At 53.1% G+C, this 16,534-nt stretch carries 33 protein-coding genes, 1 tRNA gene and 1 pseudogene; 5 read left to right on the forward strand and 30 right to left on the reverse strand.

Annotation, left to right across the window (positions count from 1 at the left end; genetic code table 11):
- Positions 1–145 precede the first annotated feature (145 nt).
- Entirely contained in the window at positions 146–526 is a 381-nt protein-coding gene (locus tag KW808_RS09975) for a hypothetical protein (RefSeq protein WP_003861829.1), read from the forward strand.
- A gap of 68 nt (positions 527–594) precedes the next feature.
- Here the strand turns inward: KW808_RS09975 and KW808_RS09980 are convergent, their stop codons facing one another.
- The 27 genes and pseudogenes from KW808_RS09980 to KW808_RS10110 all read right to left on the reverse strand — a co-directional run bounded on the left by KW808_RS09980 (position 595) and on the right by KW808_RS10110 (position 11,540).
- Positions 595–1,197, reverse strand: coding sequence for a hypothetical protein (locus KW808_RS09980; protein ID WP_003861830.1), 603 nt, complete (start codon positions 1,195–1,197; stop codon positions 595–597).
- 190 nt (positions 1,198–1,387) lie between these two features.
- On the reverse strand, positions 1,388–1,786 hold the full coding sequence (locus KW808_RS09985; RefSeq protein ID WP_003861834.1) for a putative PDDEXK endonuclease: 399 nt from the start codon (positions 1,784–1,786) through the stop codon (positions 1,388–1,390).
- Positions 1,779–2,075, reverse strand: coding sequence for a hypothetical protein (locus tag KW808_RS09990; protein ID WP_040072814.1), 297 nt, complete (start codon positions 2,073–2,075; stop codon positions 1,779–1,781). The genes KW808_RS09985 and KW808_RS09990 overlap by 8 nt, the downstream gene beginning before the upstream one ends.
- A complete protein-coding gene (locus KW808_RS09995; protein ID WP_003861838.1) occupies positions 2,072–2,383 on the reverse strand; it encodes a hypothetical protein in 312 nt (103 codons plus the stop codon). Before KW808_RS09995 ends, KW808_RS09990 begins: the two co-directional genes overlap by 4 nt.
- 2 nt (positions 2,384–2,385) lie before the next feature.
- A complete protein-coding gene (locus KW808_RS10000; RefSeq protein ID WP_003861839.1) occupies positions 2,386–2,718 on the reverse strand; it encodes a hypothetical protein in 333 nt (110 codons plus the stop codon).
- Positions 2,711–3,160, reverse strand: a complete 450-nt coding sequence (locus KW808_RS10005) for a hypothetical protein (RefSeq protein ID WP_003861841.1) — start codon at positions 3,158–3,160, stop codon at positions 2,711–2,713. Before KW808_RS10005 ends, KW808_RS10000 begins: the two co-directional genes overlap by 8 nt.
- Complete coding sequence (locus KW808_RS10010; protein WP_003861842.1) at positions 3,157–3,396, reverse strand: hypothetical protein; 240 nt, start codon at positions 3,394–3,396, stop codon at positions 3,157–3,159. Before KW808_RS10010 ends, KW808_RS10005 begins: the two co-directional genes overlap by 4 nt.
- Positions 3,393–4,052 carry an exonuclease domain-containing protein gene (locus KW808_RS10015; protein WP_003861844.1) on the reverse strand — a complete coding sequence of 220 codons (660 nt, stop codon included), beginning with the start codon at positions 4,050–4,052 and terminating at the stop codon, positions 3,393–3,395. Before KW808_RS10015 ends, KW808_RS10010 begins: the two co-directional genes overlap by 4 nt.
- On the reverse strand, positions 4,049–4,300 hold the full coding sequence (locus KW808_RS10020) for a hypothetical protein (protein WP_003861846.1): 252 nt from the start codon (positions 4,298–4,300) through the stop codon (positions 4,049–4,051). Before KW808_RS10020 ends, KW808_RS10015 begins: the two co-directional genes overlap by 4 nt.
- A 256-nt stretch (positions 4,301–4,556) precedes the next feature.
- A complete protein-coding gene (locus KW808_RS10025) occupies positions 4,557–4,778 on the reverse strand; it encodes a thioredoxin domain-containing protein (protein WP_044394284.1) in 222 nt (73 codons plus the stop codon).
- A 98-nt stretch (positions 4,779–4,876) separates the two neighbouring features.
- Entirely contained in the window at positions 4,877–5,395 is a 519-nt protein-coding gene (locus KW808_RS10030) for a single-stranded DNA-binding protein (RefSeq protein WP_003861851.1), read from the reverse strand.
- The gene (locus KW808_RS10035; protein WP_003861854.1) at positions 5,382–5,879 is read right to left on the reverse strand and encodes a hypothetical protein; all 498 of its coding nucleotides are present in this window, start codon (positions 5,877–5,879) and stop codon (positions 5,382–5,384) included. Before KW808_RS10035 ends, KW808_RS10030 begins: the two co-directional genes overlap by 14 nt.
- Complete coding sequence (locus KW808_RS10040) at positions 5,876–6,163, reverse strand: hypothetical protein (protein ID WP_230622956.1); 288 nt, start codon at positions 6,161–6,163, stop codon at positions 5,876–5,878. The genes KW808_RS10035 and KW808_RS10040 overlap by 4 nt, the downstream gene beginning before the upstream one ends.
- 393 nt (positions 6,164–6,556) lie before the next feature.
- A pseudogene (locus KW808_RS10045) lies at positions 6,557–6,703 on the reverse strand (hypothetical protein); the annotation flags it as partial.
- The gene (locus KW808_RS10050) at positions 6,700–6,840 is read right to left on the reverse strand and encodes a hypothetical protein (protein ID WP_003861857.1); all 141 of its coding nucleotides are present in this window, start codon (positions 6,838–6,840) and stop codon (positions 6,700–6,702) included. The gene KW808_RS10050 and the pseudogene KW808_RS10045, both read right to left, overlap by 4 nt.
- A gap of 430 nt (positions 6,841–7,270) precedes the next feature.
- Entirely contained in the window at positions 7,271–7,606 is a 336-nt protein-coding gene (locus tag KW808_RS10055; protein ID WP_003861861.1) for a hypothetical protein, read from the reverse strand.
- Positions 7,603–7,995 (reverse strand): hypothetical protein, encoded by a 393-nt coding sequence (locus KW808_RS10060; RefSeq protein ID WP_003861863.1) that lies wholly within the window; start codon positions 7,993–7,995, stop codon positions 7,603–7,605. The genes KW808_RS10055 and KW808_RS10060 overlap by 4 nt, the downstream gene beginning before the upstream one ends.
- Before the next feature lie 6 nt (positions 7,996–8,001).
- Complete coding sequence (locus tag KW808_RS10065; RefSeq protein ID WP_003861865.1) at positions 8,002–8,211, reverse strand: hypothetical protein; 210 nt, start codon at positions 8,209–8,211, stop codon at positions 8,002–8,004.
- Positions 8,208–8,348, reverse strand: coding sequence for a hypothetical protein (locus KW808_RS10070; RefSeq protein ID WP_003861867.1), 141 nt, complete (start codon positions 8,346–8,348; stop codon positions 8,208–8,210). Before KW808_RS10070 ends, KW808_RS10065 begins: the two co-directional genes overlap by 4 nt.
- Positions 8,345–8,563: a hypothetical protein gene (locus KW808_RS10075; protein WP_034983802.1), complete on the reverse strand. Its 219-nt coding sequence runs from the start codon at positions 8,561–8,563 to the stop codon at positions 8,345–8,347. Before KW808_RS10075 ends, KW808_RS10070 begins: the two co-directional genes overlap by 4 nt.
- Positions 8,564–8,648: 85 nt before the next feature.
- A complete protein-coding gene (locus KW808_RS10080) occupies positions 8,649–8,849 on the reverse strand; it encodes a hypothetical protein (protein ID WP_003861871.1) in 201 nt (66 codons plus the stop codon).
- 306 nt (positions 8,850–9,155) lie between these two features.
- Entirely contained in the window at positions 9,156–9,323 is a 168-nt protein-coding gene (locus KW808_RS10085) for a hypothetical protein (RefSeq protein WP_003861873.1), read from the reverse strand.
- A 183-nt stretch (positions 9,324–9,506) separates the two neighbouring features.
- Positions 9,507–9,725 (reverse strand): hypothetical protein, encoded by a 219-nt coding sequence (locus tag KW808_RS10090; protein ID WP_003861875.1) that lies wholly within the window; start codon positions 9,723–9,725, stop codon positions 9,507–9,509.
- A gap of 204 nt (positions 9,726–9,929) precedes the next feature.
- Positions 9,930–10,003, reverse strand: a tRNA-Leu gene (locus KW808_RS10095).
- Positions 10,004–10,248: 245 nt separating this feature from the next.
- On the reverse strand, positions 10,249–11,046 hold the full coding sequence (locus KW808_RS10100) for a phage antirepressor (protein WP_034983804.1): 798 nt from the start codon (positions 11,044–11,046) through the stop codon (positions 10,249–10,251).
- Positions 11,043–11,276, reverse strand: coding sequence for a hypothetical protein (locus tag KW808_RS10105; RefSeq protein ID WP_003861878.1), 234 nt, complete (start codon positions 11,274–11,276; stop codon positions 11,043–11,045). The genes KW808_RS10100 and KW808_RS10105 overlap by 4 nt, the downstream gene beginning before the upstream one ends.
- Positions 11,277–11,303: 27 nt before the next feature.
- Positions 11,304–11,540, reverse strand: a complete 237-nt coding sequence (locus tag KW808_RS10110) for a hypothetical protein (protein WP_003861879.1) — start codon at positions 11,538–11,540, stop codon at positions 11,304–11,306.
- Between the two features lie 151 nt (positions 11,541–11,691).
- Here KW808_RS10110 and KW808_RS10115 point away from each other — a divergent pair, with 151 nt between their 5' ends.
- The 4 genes from KW808_RS10115 to KW808_RS10130 all read left to right on the forward strand — a co-directional run bounded on the left by KW808_RS10115 (position 11,692) and on the right by KW808_RS10130 (position 14,558).
- Positions 11,692–12,162, forward strand: coding sequence for a hypothetical protein (locus KW808_RS10115; RefSeq protein ID WP_003861880.1), 471 nt, complete (start codon positions 11,692–11,694; stop codon positions 12,160–12,162).
- Positions 12,163–12,170: 8 nt separating this feature from the next.
- A complete protein-coding gene (locus KW808_RS10120; RefSeq protein WP_003861883.1) occupies positions 12,171–12,548 on the forward strand; it encodes an ImmA/IrrE family metallo-endopeptidase in 378 nt (125 codons plus the stop codon).
- Positions 12,549–12,749: 201 nt separating this feature from the next.
- Positions 12,750–13,253 (forward strand): hypothetical protein, encoded by a 504-nt coding sequence (locus KW808_RS10125; protein WP_034983805.1) that lies wholly within the window; start codon positions 12,750–12,752, stop codon positions 13,251–13,253.
- Positions 13,254–13,370: 117 nt separating this feature from the next.
- Positions 13,371–14,558, forward strand: coding sequence for a tyrosine-type recombinase/integrase (locus KW808_RS10130; RefSeq protein WP_003861888.1), 1,188 nt, complete (start codon positions 13,371–13,373; stop codon positions 14,556–14,558).
- A gap of 22 nt (positions 14,559–14,580) precedes the next feature.
- Here the strand turns inward: KW808_RS10130 and KW808_RS10135 are convergent, their stop codons facing one another.
- Genes KW808_RS10135 through lepB form a run of 3 tightly spaced genes read right to left on the reverse strand, consistent with a single transcriptional unit; the run spans position 14,581 to position 16,366 of the window.
- Positions 14,581–14,886, reverse strand: a complete 306-nt coding sequence (locus KW808_RS10135) for a DUF2469 domain-containing protein (protein ID WP_003857573.1) — start codon at positions 14,884–14,886, stop codon at positions 14,581–14,583.
- Positions 14,883–15,551, reverse strand: coding sequence for a ribonuclease HII (locus KW808_RS10140; protein WP_003861890.1), 669 nt, complete (start codon positions 15,549–15,551; stop codon positions 14,883–14,885). The genes KW808_RS10135 and KW808_RS10140 overlap by 4 nt, the downstream gene beginning before the upstream one ends.
- A gap of 26 nt (positions 15,552–15,577) precedes the next feature.
- On the reverse strand, positions 15,578–16,366 hold the full coding sequence (gene lepB / locus KW808_RS10145) for a signal peptidase I (protein ID WP_003861891.1): 789 nt from the start codon (positions 16,364–16,366) through the stop codon (positions 15,578–15,580).
- Between the last annotated feature and the right edge of the window lie 168 nt (positions 16,367–16,534).

The following is a 16,534-nucleotide window of genomic DNA, read 5'->3' on the forward strand; positions in this document are numbered from 1 at the left end:
CTACTCACGTTCATTACGTGAGCCTCGAAACCGACATGATTTTGAGGGGACAATCGATAAAACCCTGTTTACCGCTGGATTACCAGTTAGGATCAAGCCACTCAATGGATTTCGTTGAGTACTCATACACAGAAGGAAAATCGTAATGACTCGCTATTCAGGCACTGCAGATCAGCTATCCAGCTTAAGATCTAGCTTTTGGGGAAGAAATGAAGTTGAAATTCCTAAACAGGTGCCAAACAACACAGTCCAATGGGGCATTCTCACCAAAAGAGCAGTTGAAGGTTTCATCTCACTCCGCCAATTAACAATCAAGGAGGATGGAACAATCTTTCTCCGAAGGGACTCTCAGATCTATTCTGCGGCAGAAGAACTTACTGAATACCAATCTGAATACTCGTTCAACCCCGAACAAGGAATTTCTTTATCCATCAGTCTTAAGGAGATCGGTCGCATCCCCCTTCAGCAGCGAACTCCTCGAAGCGAAGAAGTTGTGGCCGTCGATGAAATAGTTCTAGTGGATTAGAGTGAAAAACCGCACGTTTCCATCTTTCGATGAGCGTGCGGTGTCGTCGCGTCGATCATAACAAATCATCACGCGGACTGTCGAGCAATGAGGTATTCCAGCACCTCAGTGAGTAGATAGCCGTTGGTTCCGTCGTGTCGTGGGTAGGCGCGGATGTTGCCTCGTGCTGTCCAGTCGTGGAGTTGTCGTGGTGAGATTCCGGTGAAGCCGCGGGTGTTGAGTTTCGCGATGATTGCTTTGCTGGATTGTTGGACTTCTGGTCGTGCTGCGATGTCTTTGATCTCGGGGCCTTGTCCGACGATCTTCTCAATGGTTTTGATCCATCGTCGGATTTCTTCATGGAATGAGTCGGCGTCGATCTGCTCTGCGATGTAGAAAGCATGGGTTGCTACCCACCTCGCGAGAGGCCGGCCTCCTTCCTCTTTGCCTGGAAGTGGGGATGCGGTTGTTCGGAGAACGTCACGATAAGCGCGGCACCAGGAGCGCAGCTCTACCGTGATCTCCGCATCAACGCTAATAGCTTTCACATTGGCTGGATCACGTGGTCCTGCTTGTGACCTGATCTTGCTTTCAGTGTTCCCTCCCCCACTAGGTACCTTCGCCTGATCCAACTCGAGGAAGAGGTAGCTGAGGTGGTAGGCGTCTTTCCGAAGTGCGAACTCATCAATCATGTGTCTCTTTCATTATCGACATAGACGGGTGTGCGCCCTGATGCAGCTTGGTGTGCGTAGGTAATCGCTGCTGAATGGTTTGTGAAGCCACGTGATCTCATTGGGTAGTCAATTGGGTTAGCAACCCAGAGCAAGCCATCAGGTCCCCAGAACACGTTGTCTGGGTCTTTCTTCTTTACTTCCCACCGATTCATTGTTTTCCTGCTTCCCGGCGCGGTGGTGCCTTTTGGTTTGGTGTGGTGAGTAGCTTGATGAGGTCGTCGACGGTCATGGTGACCCATTGACTGCCCGGCGCGGTTGTGCCGTGTCTTTTGTGGATGGTGATGCCGGTGTGGGCTTGGTAGTTGGTGGCTTCTGTGTGGGCTTGAGTGGTCCAGGCTGGGAGGCTCATTTTGGTGGTGTTTTTGCATTCGATGGCGATGAGACGGCCGTGGCTGTCTCTGACGTTGGATACGTCGCCTTTGTCGAGAGCGCCGGTTTTTGGCATGCGGTCGATCTCCTGAATGCCCAGTTCCCGTTTCAGGTGGTCCGAAATAAGACGCTCAAACGCAGTGCCAGCCTTCTTAGCGCTTGCCCGTGACCTAGCCATCAACAACCACCGGACTCACACGACGCTTCACCACACGCGCCGGGGTATCCGGCTCCCACAAGCTGGCAAAGTACTCAGCCCTCTCTTTCGTTGGAAACCACTTCGCGGCCTCCTCCAATGAGTTACCCGTATTCAGAGTGACCATGAAAATCCACCTACCGCTCATGAACACCTGGACGCTCCACACGTACTTCTCTTCCGAAATGGCGTGTACTGACTTCCAGGCGAGGCCACTGTCCCAGTCCGGACCTTTCAATATCTGCTTAGCCTGGGCGATAACGTCAGTCATCGTGTTTCTCCTTCGTCGTAGACAGCTTCACTCGGTGGGCCAGAGACTTGGATGACCGTGCCATAGCTAGGTGGCATTGGTGGCTTAGTCTCCATCCACTCAGTCACCCCATTGATTGATCCATCACTGGGTGATCGGAAAACAATTCGGTAAAGGGTGATTTCTTCCTTCTTGGCTTCCTGCACAATGTTTTCAAGGTGCTTGATCGTTTCTCGGTGCCCTACCGCGGCAACGTGTTGGCAGCTCTTTTGGCATCTGTCAGCACGATCTTGAAGAAACTCAATGAGCTCTTCAATGGATTCACGCATGGCTACTCACCCTTCTCGTACATGCGGTTTCGTGCTGTCATCAGGGAGGCGATCATGTGGTCAATTTGGTCGGCGCGGATAGCCACAAGGTCGTCGCTGTCTGACGCTGCTTGGGCGTGTGGTGTGATCTGGGGGTTGCCGAAAATCACGACATGAGGGATTGAATGCACGGTTTTTGGGAATCGTGCCCCAACCCCTCCCCCTTCCACTATGGATCCGTTACTCTCTACATCAGGTAGGTCTGGCATGAGTAAACCAGCTTCAGCGAGGGCCTGGGCAGCGTCTGTGGCAGTGCGCCCCAGAATGATCTCCGCTGCGCGTTCTTGATTAGTCATTGGTTTCCTCCAGGATTTTGATGATGGCACTAGCCGTTTCACGAAAAGCGACCGCAGAGCTGAAAGCACCATTCGTTTGCGCGTTGGTTGCTCTCACCCCAACTTTCGATGCCAGAAGTGCCATTTCTTCTCGCAGTTTTTGTAGCTCCGCTTCCCTAGTGATCAGCTGGTCAAGTAACGCAGGAGCGGATGCAACCAGCTCCATATCCGCACGGTTGTCCGTGAGTGGTTTGTAATCAGGCTCCGGGTTGGATAGGACAAACTCATTGTCTGATGCCATGTAAGCAATTTCTTCCTCCCATTCATCCTCTGCGTACCAGGGGCACTCTTCAAGTAAGCGACCTCTCCACCCTGCCCTGAGAATGTCATGCTTAGTTGCTTCCCACGGGCCTGGGGTGGTGCCCTCTTTCAGGGCTTCTAACTGCTCAATGGTGAATGTCATTGCTGGTTTCCTTCTTCGTCGTATAGAGGTAGGCCGTCTAGTTCGTCTCCCCAACTCTCGGTAGCGTCCATGCCTGCGCCTTCGGGGTAGTCCCAGAAGGTTCCGCATATATCGCACGTCCAGCCATCACCGTCGTGCTCAAGGCGTTGCATGTCGCACTTGGGTCCGTCACACCACACATCGACGTGGTAGGTCATTGATGGTGGTTTGGTGTATCTGAGCTTTGGGGTGGTCATCTGCTTTCACTTTCTGGGGTTTTGAGGATCCCTCCGGGTGCAGGGAATCTTTCAGGGAGAGGTGTAAGTGGTGGTCTTGCGACTGCGTTGAGGGTTGCTTTTACGAGTGCCGCTGATTGGCATAGGTCGTAGAGTGCTCTGTGGGGTTTGAGGTCCCAGCGTCCTAGGTACTCGAGCATGTCCAAGACCAAAAGTGTTTGCTGGTCGTTGATGTTGGTGAAGTCGTACAGGCTGGTGGATGCCAGCAACACTGAGGTGGCGTCGAGGCTGCGGTAGTGGAACAATCTGTGCAAATTCGGCATGTGGTGGTCTAACCACATGCGATCAAACGTGATTGATGATCCCAGCATTGGGAGCTTGTTTGCTCCTGCTTCGAGGATCCACGCAGACGCCTCAGCTTCTACTTGCCTAAGCGGTTGAGTGTGACCTGTCTTCAAGTTTTCCCAGAGGCCTGATTCTTCATGCATCACCTCCACCACAGGAGCTGACACAATCGCTTCCTTTTCGACCAGCTCATTGGTGAGCCACGACCGTGCTTTTATCGGCATGAGGTCTGCGTCGAAAATGATGATGCCCACTTCAAGGATCACTCCTGAGTGGGCATCAAGTCCGGTGGTCTCTAAATCGAGGCCAATGAATGCGGGTTTAGGTTTCATGGTGTTCTCCTTCGGTACATGCGTTTGCCGTGTGGCGGTTTACTTGATGTGTGGGTGACGTGGGCGTGGGTGTGATCAACGGGTCTTGTGACGAGCCTGCGATCTGTTCGCGATGATTCGGGGGCTTCTGTCTCCTCCAGGAGCTCTTCGATCTTCGCCAGCGCCTCGGCCGCTTCACGCATGGACTTGCGCAATGCCGGCATGATTTCCTCGTTGAACCACTTAGCCAACAGAGCCGAGAGACTCATCGGTCTTCACTTCCTTGAAAAACGTCAAAGCCCGGCGCGCTGGTTTGTTGTCGCGCCGGGCATTGGTGAGTGGTGTGGAGCGGTATTCGGTCGATGTGGGCGAGTTCTAGGCGCACTCCGACCAGGTATGCGAAATGTCTGCGTTGTCGCTTCCAGCGCCCTTCTGGGCGGGGTTTAGGATCCACTGGGATCCACTTGCTCCTTCGTTTGCCCCACTTGATTGGTTGCCCGCAATGAATACAGGTGCTCTCTTTCCTCATGAGCGCTCAGACACGAGGTACTTCAGAGCGTTGAGGTTCTCGGTAGCCATACCAGCCCACCTAACAACACCATCAGGAGTCGACACCTCCACAAGCGGCAACTCCAACCACCCCTCGCTACGCATCAACTCGACCTTCTCCGGGTGCTCATCAATCTGAGGAGACATGACCTCAACACCCATCTTGGTCAACGCTTTACATGTCGCCCGGCACTTCATACACCCAGGCCTCGAATACACAACAGCCGAAAAAGACACTTCAAACTCCTCTCAAAAGCCCGGCGCGCACAACGATCGGCGCGCCGGGAACGTTGTTTTTAAAACGGTGGCTCATCATCGCCTGCTCCGAACCCACCTGAGCCTGCTGGTGGGGCGGAATTCCACGGATCATTCGCAGGTGCAGCCTGACCAAACCCACCGTGAGACTGAACAGGCTCTTGCGCTGGTGGACGCTGACTCGACTGCTTGCCGGTCTGCCGATGCACATTCGCATACGCAAACGTCAACGACGGCCCCACCTCATCAGCTTCAACCTCGAAGACACTCCGCTTCTCACCCTCCCGGGTCTCATAAGAGCGCTGCTTAAGTCGACCAGTGACGATCACTCGCATGCCCTTAGACAACGACTCAGCTACGTTCTCCGCAGCCTGACGCCACACATTCACTGTCAGGAACAGCGCTTCACCGTCCTCCCACTGATTCGTCTGACGATTAAACGAACGAGGCGTCGACGCCATCCTGAAATTGCACACCGCCGCTCCCGAAGGCGTAAACCGCAACTCCGGGTCCGCAACCATATTCCCCACAACCGTGATGTTCGTATCACCTATCGCCATTGAGCTTCTCTCTTCCCGCCTGGATCTTCTCCAAAGCTAATTTCCTTAAATCCGCAATTGCTTCCACATTGGGCTTCGCCTCAATCTCACGAGGCTGAAAACCCCGAAGCTGAGCAAAAGTCCCATCCTTAAGCTGTTGATCACGCAGGTCTTCCATCCGGCGTCGATAAGCCCTCAACTGAGCGCGACCTTGAGGCGTGTTCTCCCACGCCTTGCGCTCCTCCCTCAACGCATCACGAATGTCCTTTGGCGACACCATGCGATTAGTAACGCCGCTGTTCGACCACCGAGCCAACGCAGCCATGACATTGTGCTGAGAAATCGATGACAGTTCCGGCAACGCACGACACCACGCTTCAACGTTCTCTTGCGAGATCACAGGGAACCGATCACCCACCAACGCCTTACCCTGCTGAAAAAACTCGGTCATGAACTTCAACTGCTCAGCAGGCACAGGAGGCAAATCCCACTTTGAGCCACTCATAGAAGCTCACCGTCAATCACTTCACCCTCAAGCCAATCCTGCGAATCATCCTCAATTCCCCACTCAGCTAGATAATCCTCAGCAGACTTAGCCACCGGATCAGCACTCGGCATTTGCGCATCCTCCCACCCATCACGATTAAGCCACGTAGTCGGATGAGGAATGAACTGCTCCTGAGGAAGATTCGGATCCTTTGCTAGTGCCTGAGCACCAACCAGAATCTCTTCCTCCCCGGCGCGTTTGATTGCCCTCTCCCACGCTTTGAATGCTGTGCGCTTCCCCACCCGGCGCGGGTAGGTCTTCCAAAACTCCTCGAATGAAGCGGGATAAGTTGCTCGTCCCCCGTGGGGGACTATAGGGGGATGGTTTAAGGACGGTTTAGGGATGGTTAAGGACGGTTTGGGTGACAGAGCTGTGTCACCCCGTTCTGCACTGGGTGTCACCCCGTTGGCGTCATTTTGACACCCCGTTGCGTCACCAGTGTCACCCCGTTCATCGTTTGGCGGGGTGTCAGGTTGGCACCCCGTGTTCTCTTGGGTCAGTGATAAATCCAAGTCCCAAACAGTTGGTCGGCGATCAGATCTAAAGTGCCCAACAATGCGTTGGTCCCCTTTTCGGATCAGCCCTTTTCGCTCAAGGTTCTTCAAGTGCCGCTGTACTGTTCTCGTTGAGCAGCGTGCCCGCTCAGCGATCCAGGAAACAGCGGGATAGGCTGCCTGCCCATTATCAGAAGCTCGATCAGCTAGTGCGTACAGCACAACTAATTCCGCATGATTATCAACAGGTGCTTCTTCCATCACCCAGATCATTGCTTTGAGGCTCATTGTTCCTCCTCTCGTGTTAGTGAAATAAAAAGTGCAAGAAGGGCATCAAGAAACGCCGTTGAGACGTTCGTGATGCCCTGTTGTGGTTCAGCCAGCCACTCCTGTAAATCGGTGCGCTGCTGATGAGAAAAGCCCACTTGGACGCTCCTTTAAATGGGCAACAAAAATTGGTCGCCAGTCTCTGTCCTGACTGTCGAAAACTCAGTCGAACCCGAATGTTTCTTCAAGCTCACATGAGGCTCTGGATGCCACCGCCAATGAGACATGTACGGGCCACACGGGAAATAGCGAACTGACCTCCATTCCTCCGAAGTCACCTGAACCAAGACCGATGCGACTGTGCTTAGTTGCCTGCGCTGCTCCTGGCCCCCACCGTCCTCATCACAGAAGACGACCTCCACCATTTCGCCGTCGTATCCGTTAGGATTCACAGTCTTAATGAGATAAGCGTCAAGTAGCGTTGACCAGTGAACTTCCGAATGCATAGGCATGTAATTAAAGAACACTCGACGCCCTATAAGGCCCGCCAGCTGACTAGCGCCAACCTCAGCGGCCATATACGGACGATCAACTATCGACAATCTGAACACCTCCATCCTCAGTCAGCGTGACCTCTTGCCCTTGCCGAATGACAGTGACCTCACCCGGTGAATAATTCATCTTCACGAGCCAGCCCATCGCATACGACAACGCAGGATGAGCGTGAATATGCGCGTGGCATACGTGACACACATCAAGAAGGTTTTCGATGGTGTGTTCGCGACCCGAAATCTTCCTGTGATGACGATGCTCACCACGACCAGTACAACCAATCGCCGTGCTCATCACCTCGCAATGACCACCAGAACGCTCAACAACCAGATCAAGAACCTTCTTCGGGATCTGCTTCGTCTTTTGCTTCACAGTCCCCTCCCCGCCATCGGATAAGCAGCACGGAGACCAGCAGCCTGAGTCTGCAACGCACTCAACTTGTTTTGCAGCTGAACAAGAAGATCACGGGCATACCAATACGCAACCTCAGCATCATCCCTCTCAGCACGAGCCGGATCCGTATCAACTACCGTCTGAGCGTCAGAGTCCTTAATCGACATGCCGGCCGAACGATGCTGAATGTAAACCAACGCCTTCTCCCTCTTGAGAAGACGCTCAGCCTCTTTCAACATCCGATTCCGATTACGGACGACCTCCACGCCCTGCTCCAGGCGCTCAGTCGTCTCCCTGATCTGACGCTCCACCTCCACAGGTGTCAGCGGCTGATCACCGAGAATCACCTCACCAAATTCATGCGCCATCAGCCATCACTCTTCAAGCACGTTCGCCAGAGCAATGTCAGTCAGCGCTATAGCCGTCGTTGAGTCATGCCCAAGATCAGTGAAGAAATCAAACGCCGCCTTCGTCTCAGACAACGACCGACGAAGAGCACTCCTCTGCTTCTCTTCCTGAGCATTCAACTCACTCTGGATCTTCTGATGCAGATCAAACACATCACCAGGCGTCTTTTTCTTCATGACAAAATCCATCCAATCGGAAAGCCCAACAACGCAATCGCAAATAGGATCACGCCAAACGGGAGAACAACATACAAAAACGCCTCGATGCTGTCATCGAGGCGTTCATCATCAGTGCGATTCTTAAATTCCTTCACATTCCACTCCTGACGTGGTTAAGGACTGCAGAACCAAAGTCACCAATCACTAGCGAGTCATACTTATCACGCTCCAAAATCCCCTGACGCTCAAAGGTTTCGAGCGATTCAGTGCTGACCTTCGGGACCTTCGTCTGTCGACGACCCGCTAAGCTCAGCAGCTCCTTGCGCTCAGTCGGTGACAAACTACTTGCTGCATCCTTTGAATCAATCATGAAATCCCCTGCCAATAGAAAAACCACATCAGTAAACCAACACCAGCCAGCTGCAGCACCAACCGGAGAAGAAACAACCCCGGCCTCATAAGAGACCAGCCACCGAACACCACACCAAGCCGGTGCCAACAACCAGACCAAAGGACAACGCCATCAATCTTTCACCCGCGCGGTTATATCGCTCACGAGCAGCTACAACGCTTGGATCTTCGGCAGGCTCCTGGGCTATCTCATCGGGAGCCATCACACCGACAAGCTGAGCAAGATCATCAAGTGGGAAACTCATCGTGGGTTCTTCCTTCCCCTATGAGTTGCAAGGCTTTTCACGGCACCCTCATCACATGATGAACACATGCCCCACTGAGAAGCCGGATCTTGGATTTTCTTACAAGGTCCATACATGCATCGTTTTGTCACAGTGCCCCGACGACTCACCCGAACAGAGGCGCGCTCGGAAATCCCCAAAGCTTTTCTCCGAAACCTGCGAATCACCGCCAGCGACTCCGCAGCCTCACGCCACGACGCATGCCACTGCCAGACCCCGCCAACATCACACGCCCACAATCCACCAACATTGCGAATCATCACCTGACTACCCACGGTCATTCACCACCGGCGAACGTACCTCATAGATACGAATCAGATCATCAATATTGCGAACAATCAGAACGATCTGCTGAACCTCACGGTCCTTCCAGCCTCTCCAAGAACGCGTCTTAAGAAGTGCTGTCTTAGCTGTTTTCAAAAGAGTGGAAATCATGCCGCCTCAATTCCTAAATGTTCATCAATATCTCTTGCTACGAAACGAACCGCTCCACCAACACCACCGACGCGATGCCATCGAAATGGGGGCACTAAGCTCCCTGCATACGCATGCTTCAACAGCGTCGACTTCGCAATTCCCAACAACTCCGCAGTCTCACCCGCGCTATACGTCAACTTCCTAGACACTGAGATTCACTCCCCTAATGTCTTCGATGGCCACCTGATCAATCACTTCACGACGAATCTCAGGACTCCACACCTTCACCAGCGCACACCCCTCAGACCGCGGCCCCACGCCTACGAGCTTTGCCATCTCCGACTGACCCCACAGCTCAAGATCCACAGATCCAACAGCCAGCAGATCCAACAGCAATCTCGGAGTAATAGTTTTCTTCATTTCCTGACCTCCTAAATTTGGAGAACTGATAACATTCACAATGATTTCCTTTCCTGGAATCACAAAGCCCGCCACCTGGACAAGAGGTGGCGGGCAACTTATTTCTTTGTTGGTTGGCGCAGCCGTACCGGCGGGCAAGCTGGAAACCAATCCCGCCTGATGGGTACAGCTTGGACAGCTATGCGAACTGTCTTTAACGCCTCGTGCCGGTGGCGAGATTCGAACTCACTCTGAACGGGTTTTAAATCCGTTGCCTCTGCCAATTGGGCTACACCGGCTCCTGTCGTAGACTCTCCGCATCAACGTCACAGTGACGTCATCCCTAAATGAAGGGTGCGATGCGGGGCTCCACTGCCGGGCTCGCCACCCGGTGGTCCTCCACTACGAAAAACGTTTCAATATCGAGTTCTCATACATCACGTACCCGGCGCGACCCCACACCCTGTGTTGGGTGGTCGCTAGTCCCAGGGACTGAGTGCCCGTGAGGAGGCTTGCACTCCTCTGCCTGCTAAGTCGGGCTGTTTTATGCGGCGGTGTTGATGTTGAATCGTCCGTCTAGGAATCGTTCAACGAAGTAGCGTTGGCCTTTTCCTGTGACTTTTGGGGTTTTGTTAATGGAGGTGTGGCCGTCGCTGTGGGTGATGACGGTTTCCTTCACGCGAAGCAGCTCCAGGTCCATAGACTTTTGGGTTGGCATGTTCCAGTCGGTGCCTTTTCGACGGATGAGGTAGCCGTTCTCACGCAGCCAGCCAAATAGTCGGTTGGCTCCAACGTTGATTCCGTTGCCTTTGAGTAGCTTTGCGAGGTCACCGACGAGGATTGCGGTGTTTGATACCGCTACTGCGTCAGCGAAGATCACCTTCGGGGCGTCGATCTTTTGCTGAGTCTCTAGTGCTGCCCGGCGCGCGCGTTCCTCTTTTAGTGAGGTTGCGAGTCGGATGATGGTGTCTGGGTCGTCGAGAGCTTCCGCGATCTTCTGCTCAGTGAGGTACCCACCGTGTTTCCGGATAGCTGGAAGAACCTCACCAGTAACCCACCGCTTGAACTCTTTTGCCTCAGGTTTACGGCTTCTCAGGATTGCTGAGTAAAGACCAGACTCGGTGATGACTGTCATTTCCCGCTGCTGCTCAACGCCGCTCTCAGACCTGACCCGCAAATTGTGCGGGGCAGATTCATCAACATCGAGATTCCGGGTCATGTCCCGTGTTTCTCGATACCCAAGAATTTTCGCTACATCAATAGCTATCCAAAGCGGTTGACCGTCTACCCCTTGGACCACGCGTACTTGATGCCCCTGGAAGTTAAATGGCTGAATGTTCATCGTTGGGTCGCTTCCTCAATAACTTCACGGATTTGGCGGGTAACGCGGCTAATGACTGCATTGATCTGCTTAAGCTGATCTTCTTCAACGTCAGTCAGTCGGTCATGCCACTTGCCCTGCTCATCAAGAGCAATGGAGTCAAAGCACTCACCTAGGCGTTTAGCTAGAGAAACCAGTTCATCGAGCTGTTGAGCAGTGGTAGACTTCTGTGTGTTGGCATCGAGGGACATTCTCGGTGCCTCCTTTCATTTGTGGGGTTAGGCTGCTGTGGGGAATTGAGTGTCAATCTCGACGCTGACCAGCAACTTTGATGGCCTTGCTCCTAGGTCATGGAGAGCTTCCATCACTGGAGTCGAGAGTTCTCGAGTGCGAAGTACCTTTGACCAGGTCTTACGAGTAATTCCGGTCTTGTCCTCTAGCGCGGTATAAGACTGGAGGCCATTAATTCGCCGAACGCGGTCCACCTCATCTAGGGAGAGTAGTAATTTACTCACTTTCCTATCCTTTCTCGGTGCGGTGTAACTATTATTACTCACACTTTCCTGGATTGCAACCTTATTTACCCAGTCTTAATTACTTTTAGTTACATCAGTGCATGTAGTTACCCACTTGACGGGTATTAAACTACCCACTACTGTTTTTCTCATGGATGTAAAAAGATGGTTTTCAGAGACCACCCGTAGTCAAATCACTGACGCAAGGATTGCCGAAATCCTGGGAGTCACCCGCAAGACTGCAAACAAGCGTGTCAATGAAGGGATTAGCGCTGATGACCTGATTGCTATTTCGAAAGCCCTCAAAATCAATCCGGTCATCGCACTAGTGGAGTTCGACTTCATTACTTATGACGACGTGTCCGACTACCTCGATAGCGACGGACAGCTCATTGCGACAGCAGAACCAGCCCACCTGGCAATAGAGTTGGCGAGAAAACTGAATCCCGCGACAGCAGCACCTGAGCTTGACGAACTTGCCGCGCGCCGTTCGAATAAGAACACCCCCGGTGTCCAACCCCTCAGCGATACTGAACTCGCAGACGCAATCCGCGAAGCAAACGAGCAGCCACAAGCCGCCCACCCCGCAACCGAAGAACTCACAGAACCCGACCATCCATAGGAGGAGGCTTGGACCTCGACAAAATCGCCGAACTATTCGGAGTGAGAGTCGCAGAAACAAAAGACCTCCACCCAGACCACCACGGCATGTACATCCACCACCGAAGGCTCATACTCCTCCGAGCAGGCCTCGATGGATGGAACTACCGCAGCATCTTCGCCCACGAGCTAGCCCACGCTTTCTACCGCGACGAAGTCCATGGGGACACCCGAGCGGAGAAGCGAGCCAATCAATGGGCAGCACAGCTACTGATCAGCAAAGATGAATACAGGGCTGCAGAATTACTGCACGGCCCTCACCCCGGCGCGATTGCGCACGAGCTCGGCGTCACCCCGGACGTCGTTAAAACTTGGTGCGATATTTTTATGCGTGCCACTATCCGATAGGACGAAATGAAGAAAAGAGCGTTAATTTTAAGCGCCTTAGTAGCTTTTACTGTGGCGGGGTGCTCATCAAGCAAATCGCCCGACGACTGGAAGACCCTAGATGATATAGGTGGCAGCATTCGCGAAGCTGGAGGGATTTGTGACCCTATAGAATCCACAGATGGAGCACAAGGAACCTGTGGTGATGACAATGGGTACTACATGCTTTCAATTAATAGCGATGAATACCCTGATGTGGCATATGCCCAACGCTACGCAGCAGAGACAAATGACACTGAAGTCCCAATCGTGACGCTCTGGGGCAAAGAATGGGCAATCACATGTGTGCATAACGCTGAAGCAAACTGCGCATCAATAAAGGCTCACATTGGCGATGTTGATGAGTACACTTCGCAGCCTGTCAACGACGACAGCAGTGATTTGCGGAGAAGGCTTGAAGCGCTCGCTCCGATAAACCAAGTAACTCCGGACAATCTCAAAGAAAAGTGCATCATGGCGATTCACGACGAGATTCCAGATGCAGGAGACTTTGATTTTCCTACTCCTGTAGATCTAGGTGCTCCGGATCAAGCTACCATCTACTCGGATGGTGGGGATTTCCGCTACGAAGTGAGCGAGGGTGAATGGAACGATGCTGCATACTTCTGCACCGTATATACCGAGGACGAGACCATAACGGAGGCAACTGCAATTGTCGTAGGTTAAGCAAAAATAAGTAAAGCCCCTCCCCACCTGGATCTGTTTGGCGACGTAACCAGGTGAAGAGGGGAAAGAGTATCCAAGAAAAATAAATTCCCTAGACACAGGAGAAGTGTATCAATAATGGCTCAAAAGAAACTGACAGCCAAAGGAACGGTTCGATGGGTTGGGAGATTCCGCCCACCAGGAGGAAAAGAATCCTCACGAAGCTTCGCCACCCGGAAAGAAGCAAAAGCATGGGAAACTGAACAATTCCGCAGCCATCGACGCGGCGTCTGGGTCGACCCCGTCATGGATAAGCTCACAGTCTACGAACTGTACTCCCGGTGGTCTGATCGCCCCGCGCGTGAAAACTCGCGCCTAGTATACGCACAAGTCCTAAAAAACCTCGGCCCCATTGGCGACATTTACGCACGACAACTTACCCGCACAGACGTAGACATGTGGTACCGAACGCTCATCACTGCACGTCCATGGTTCAACAATGAAGCGCTTTCGCCCCGAGTTGCCCGCTCAATGGTTGGGCACCTATCAGCGGCTATGACAATGGGAGTGGAAGAGGAATGGGTTGGCAGAAACCCCGTCAAGATCCCCCGCCTAGACTCTGCTGACATAGTCAGGGTAAAAGACATTCCTACCCCTGATGACATTCGTAGAATCGTTGATCTCCTCCGCACTGGCGGCGCAATCTATGAGCGTAAAGAAAACGGCAAGATCAAAACAAAGAAGGCCATGCCAGCCCCAATGATCGCAGACATGGTGCTCGTCGGTGTGGGAACTGGAGCACGTATTTCAGAGCTATGCGGATTTGATGTTTCAGACGTGTATCTATCCTCCCGAGACTTAGACATTAATGCGCAAGCCCATCACGTCACCGGTGAACGCATACCGCTAAAAACCATCGCCTCAGAACGAGTCACACCAATCGGAGACGACTTGGTTCCAATCCTCACAAGACTTGTAGATGGGCGTCCAGACTATGCCCCGCTATTCACTACACGTCAGGGAAATACCTACCGAGCAGAGACCGCCGGCAAGCTTCTTCGGCATGCCGCAGAGCATCTTGGCATGCCTTGGAGGTTCCACAGTTTCCGCCACTACTATGCATCTCGACTGATCGCAGGAGGGCTGCCCGTCAACCAGGTTCAGCAGCTTCTAGGGCACTCAGACCCCTCCATGACTTTGCGGGTTTACACCCACCTATGGCCGGACTATGAGGCCACTTCCCGGCGCGCTGTTGACGGGATTTTGTCGGGATGCGGGATTATTGCGGGATCAAAGACCGATTTAGATAACCCACCGGCCTTGTGAACTGGGGTTTTAGCCGAAAAACCTACTCAGGCATGATGATGTCTGGCTTATCTAATTCTTCGATGTTGACGTCCTTGTAGGTGATCACTCGGACGTAGCGAACGAAGCGTGCTGAGCGGTACATGTCCCATACCCAGGCGTCAGACATGCGGACTTCGTAGTAGACATCGTTTCCGCTGTTGTGTGGAATAAGCTGCACTGCATTTGCTAAGTAGAAGCGACGTTCAGTTTCTACAACATAGGAAAACTGGCTGACTACGTCGCGGTATTCGCGGTAAAGAGAGAGTTCAACCTCTGCTTCGTAGTTGTCGAGTTCTTCAGCGCTCATGCTCCACCTTCCGTCGTGTCATTATCTGCAGCGTGTAGCCATTCTTGGTGTGCCTTGGCCACATTTGCATAACTATATCTGTGCTCGGGACTTGCGCCGTGGTGGCGCACCGCATCCATGTGGATCTTCGTACTGTAGCCTTTGTGAATTTCGAGACCGTAGTGCGGGTAGTCGTTGGCCATGTCGGTCATGATGTCGTCGCGGGTTTGTTTGGCTAATACACTTGCGGCGGCGATGCATCGGGCGGAGGCGTCTCCGCCGATGATGGGTAGGTATGGGACTGTGAAGCCGGGAACTTTCATGGCGTCGGTAAGTACGTAGCCGGGTTGGGTGCCTAGGGCGGCTACGGCTCGTCGCATGCCGGAGATGTTTGCGTGTTGGATGCCAAATCGGTCGATGTCTTGGGCGGAGATCACGATGACTGACCAAGCGAGTGCGTGTTTTTTGATCAGTGGCATGAGTTTTTCGCGGGTGCTGGCACTGAGCTTTTTGGAGTCTGTCAGTGCGGCTAGCTCCTGGATGGGTTTGTCCGGGAGTATGCATGCGGCAATTGAAATGGGTCCGCAGCAGGCACCGCGTCCAGCTTCGTCTACTCCTGCAACGGGCCCTAGCCCGTTGCGTGACAAGGTGACCTCAAAGGTCCGTAGATGCTTTAAGCGTCGCATTGAGGGGGCCGTCGAAAAGCGAATTACTAGCCTTTGATGGCAGGGTCGTCGACGCCACCGATTCGGCTAAATGGCAGGATAATTGCTTGAACTTTGCCCTTGATGTTTTCCTCAGGGATGGTTCCTTGGTACTGATCGCCCAGGTGGTAGCGGGAATCCATGGAGTTGGTGCGGTTGTCACCCATCATGAAGTAGTTGCCGTCAGGCACGGTGATGGGGCCGAAATAGTTGCCGCCGCATTCGGTGGAACCGGAGGTCTCATCGATGGGGAATTGCGCAGGTTGCAGCGTGTAGCTGTCATCGACTTCCTTGCCGTCAACCATGATTCCAGGATCACCGGCTTGGCACGAAACAGTCTGACCGCCGGTGGCGATAATGCGCTTGACCAGGTCATTTTCATCAGGTGCGACAAGACCCACGTAAGAACCCAAGTTCTGCAGGCCGCGGATCACCGAATTATCGGAACGCTGCGTAGTGAATCCAACGTTCCAGGAATCAGTACCCTTGAACACCACAACATCGCCCGGCTCTGGATCCGTGAAGTAGTAAGAAACCTTCTCCACCAGGATGCGGTCACCCGTGCAGCCCTCACATCCGTGCAAAGTAGGTTCCATCGAACCACTCGGAATCATGTACATGCGTCCGACAAACGTCTGGAGCACGAAAATTAGCGCGAGGGTCAAAACCACAACCACTGGAATTTCGATGTACCACGGAGTTGGCTTCGATTCCTTCTTAGACTTTCCAGCACGTCGACCAGGACGACCGTCCTGCGTGGAATCGTCAGCATTTGAAGCACTAGAAAAATCAGTCACGGAAGTTCACTCTAGCAGCATTACATTAAGGCTGACCTGAATCACACGTGTGCCGAAAAATACTTCTTCGCCCAAAGCTGCACCTCGGCGCCGTGCGCCTTCCAAAAAGGCATTGCTTTTCGACGTCCCCCTACGCTTCGATTTTGCAAAATTATTTAGGCAAGGCTA

This window comes from [Brevibacterium] flavum (genome assembly GCF_019317305.1).
GTDB classification, from domain to species: Bacteria; Actinomycetota; Actinomycetes; order Mycobacteriales; family Mycobacteriaceae; genus Corynebacterium; species Corynebacterium glutamicum.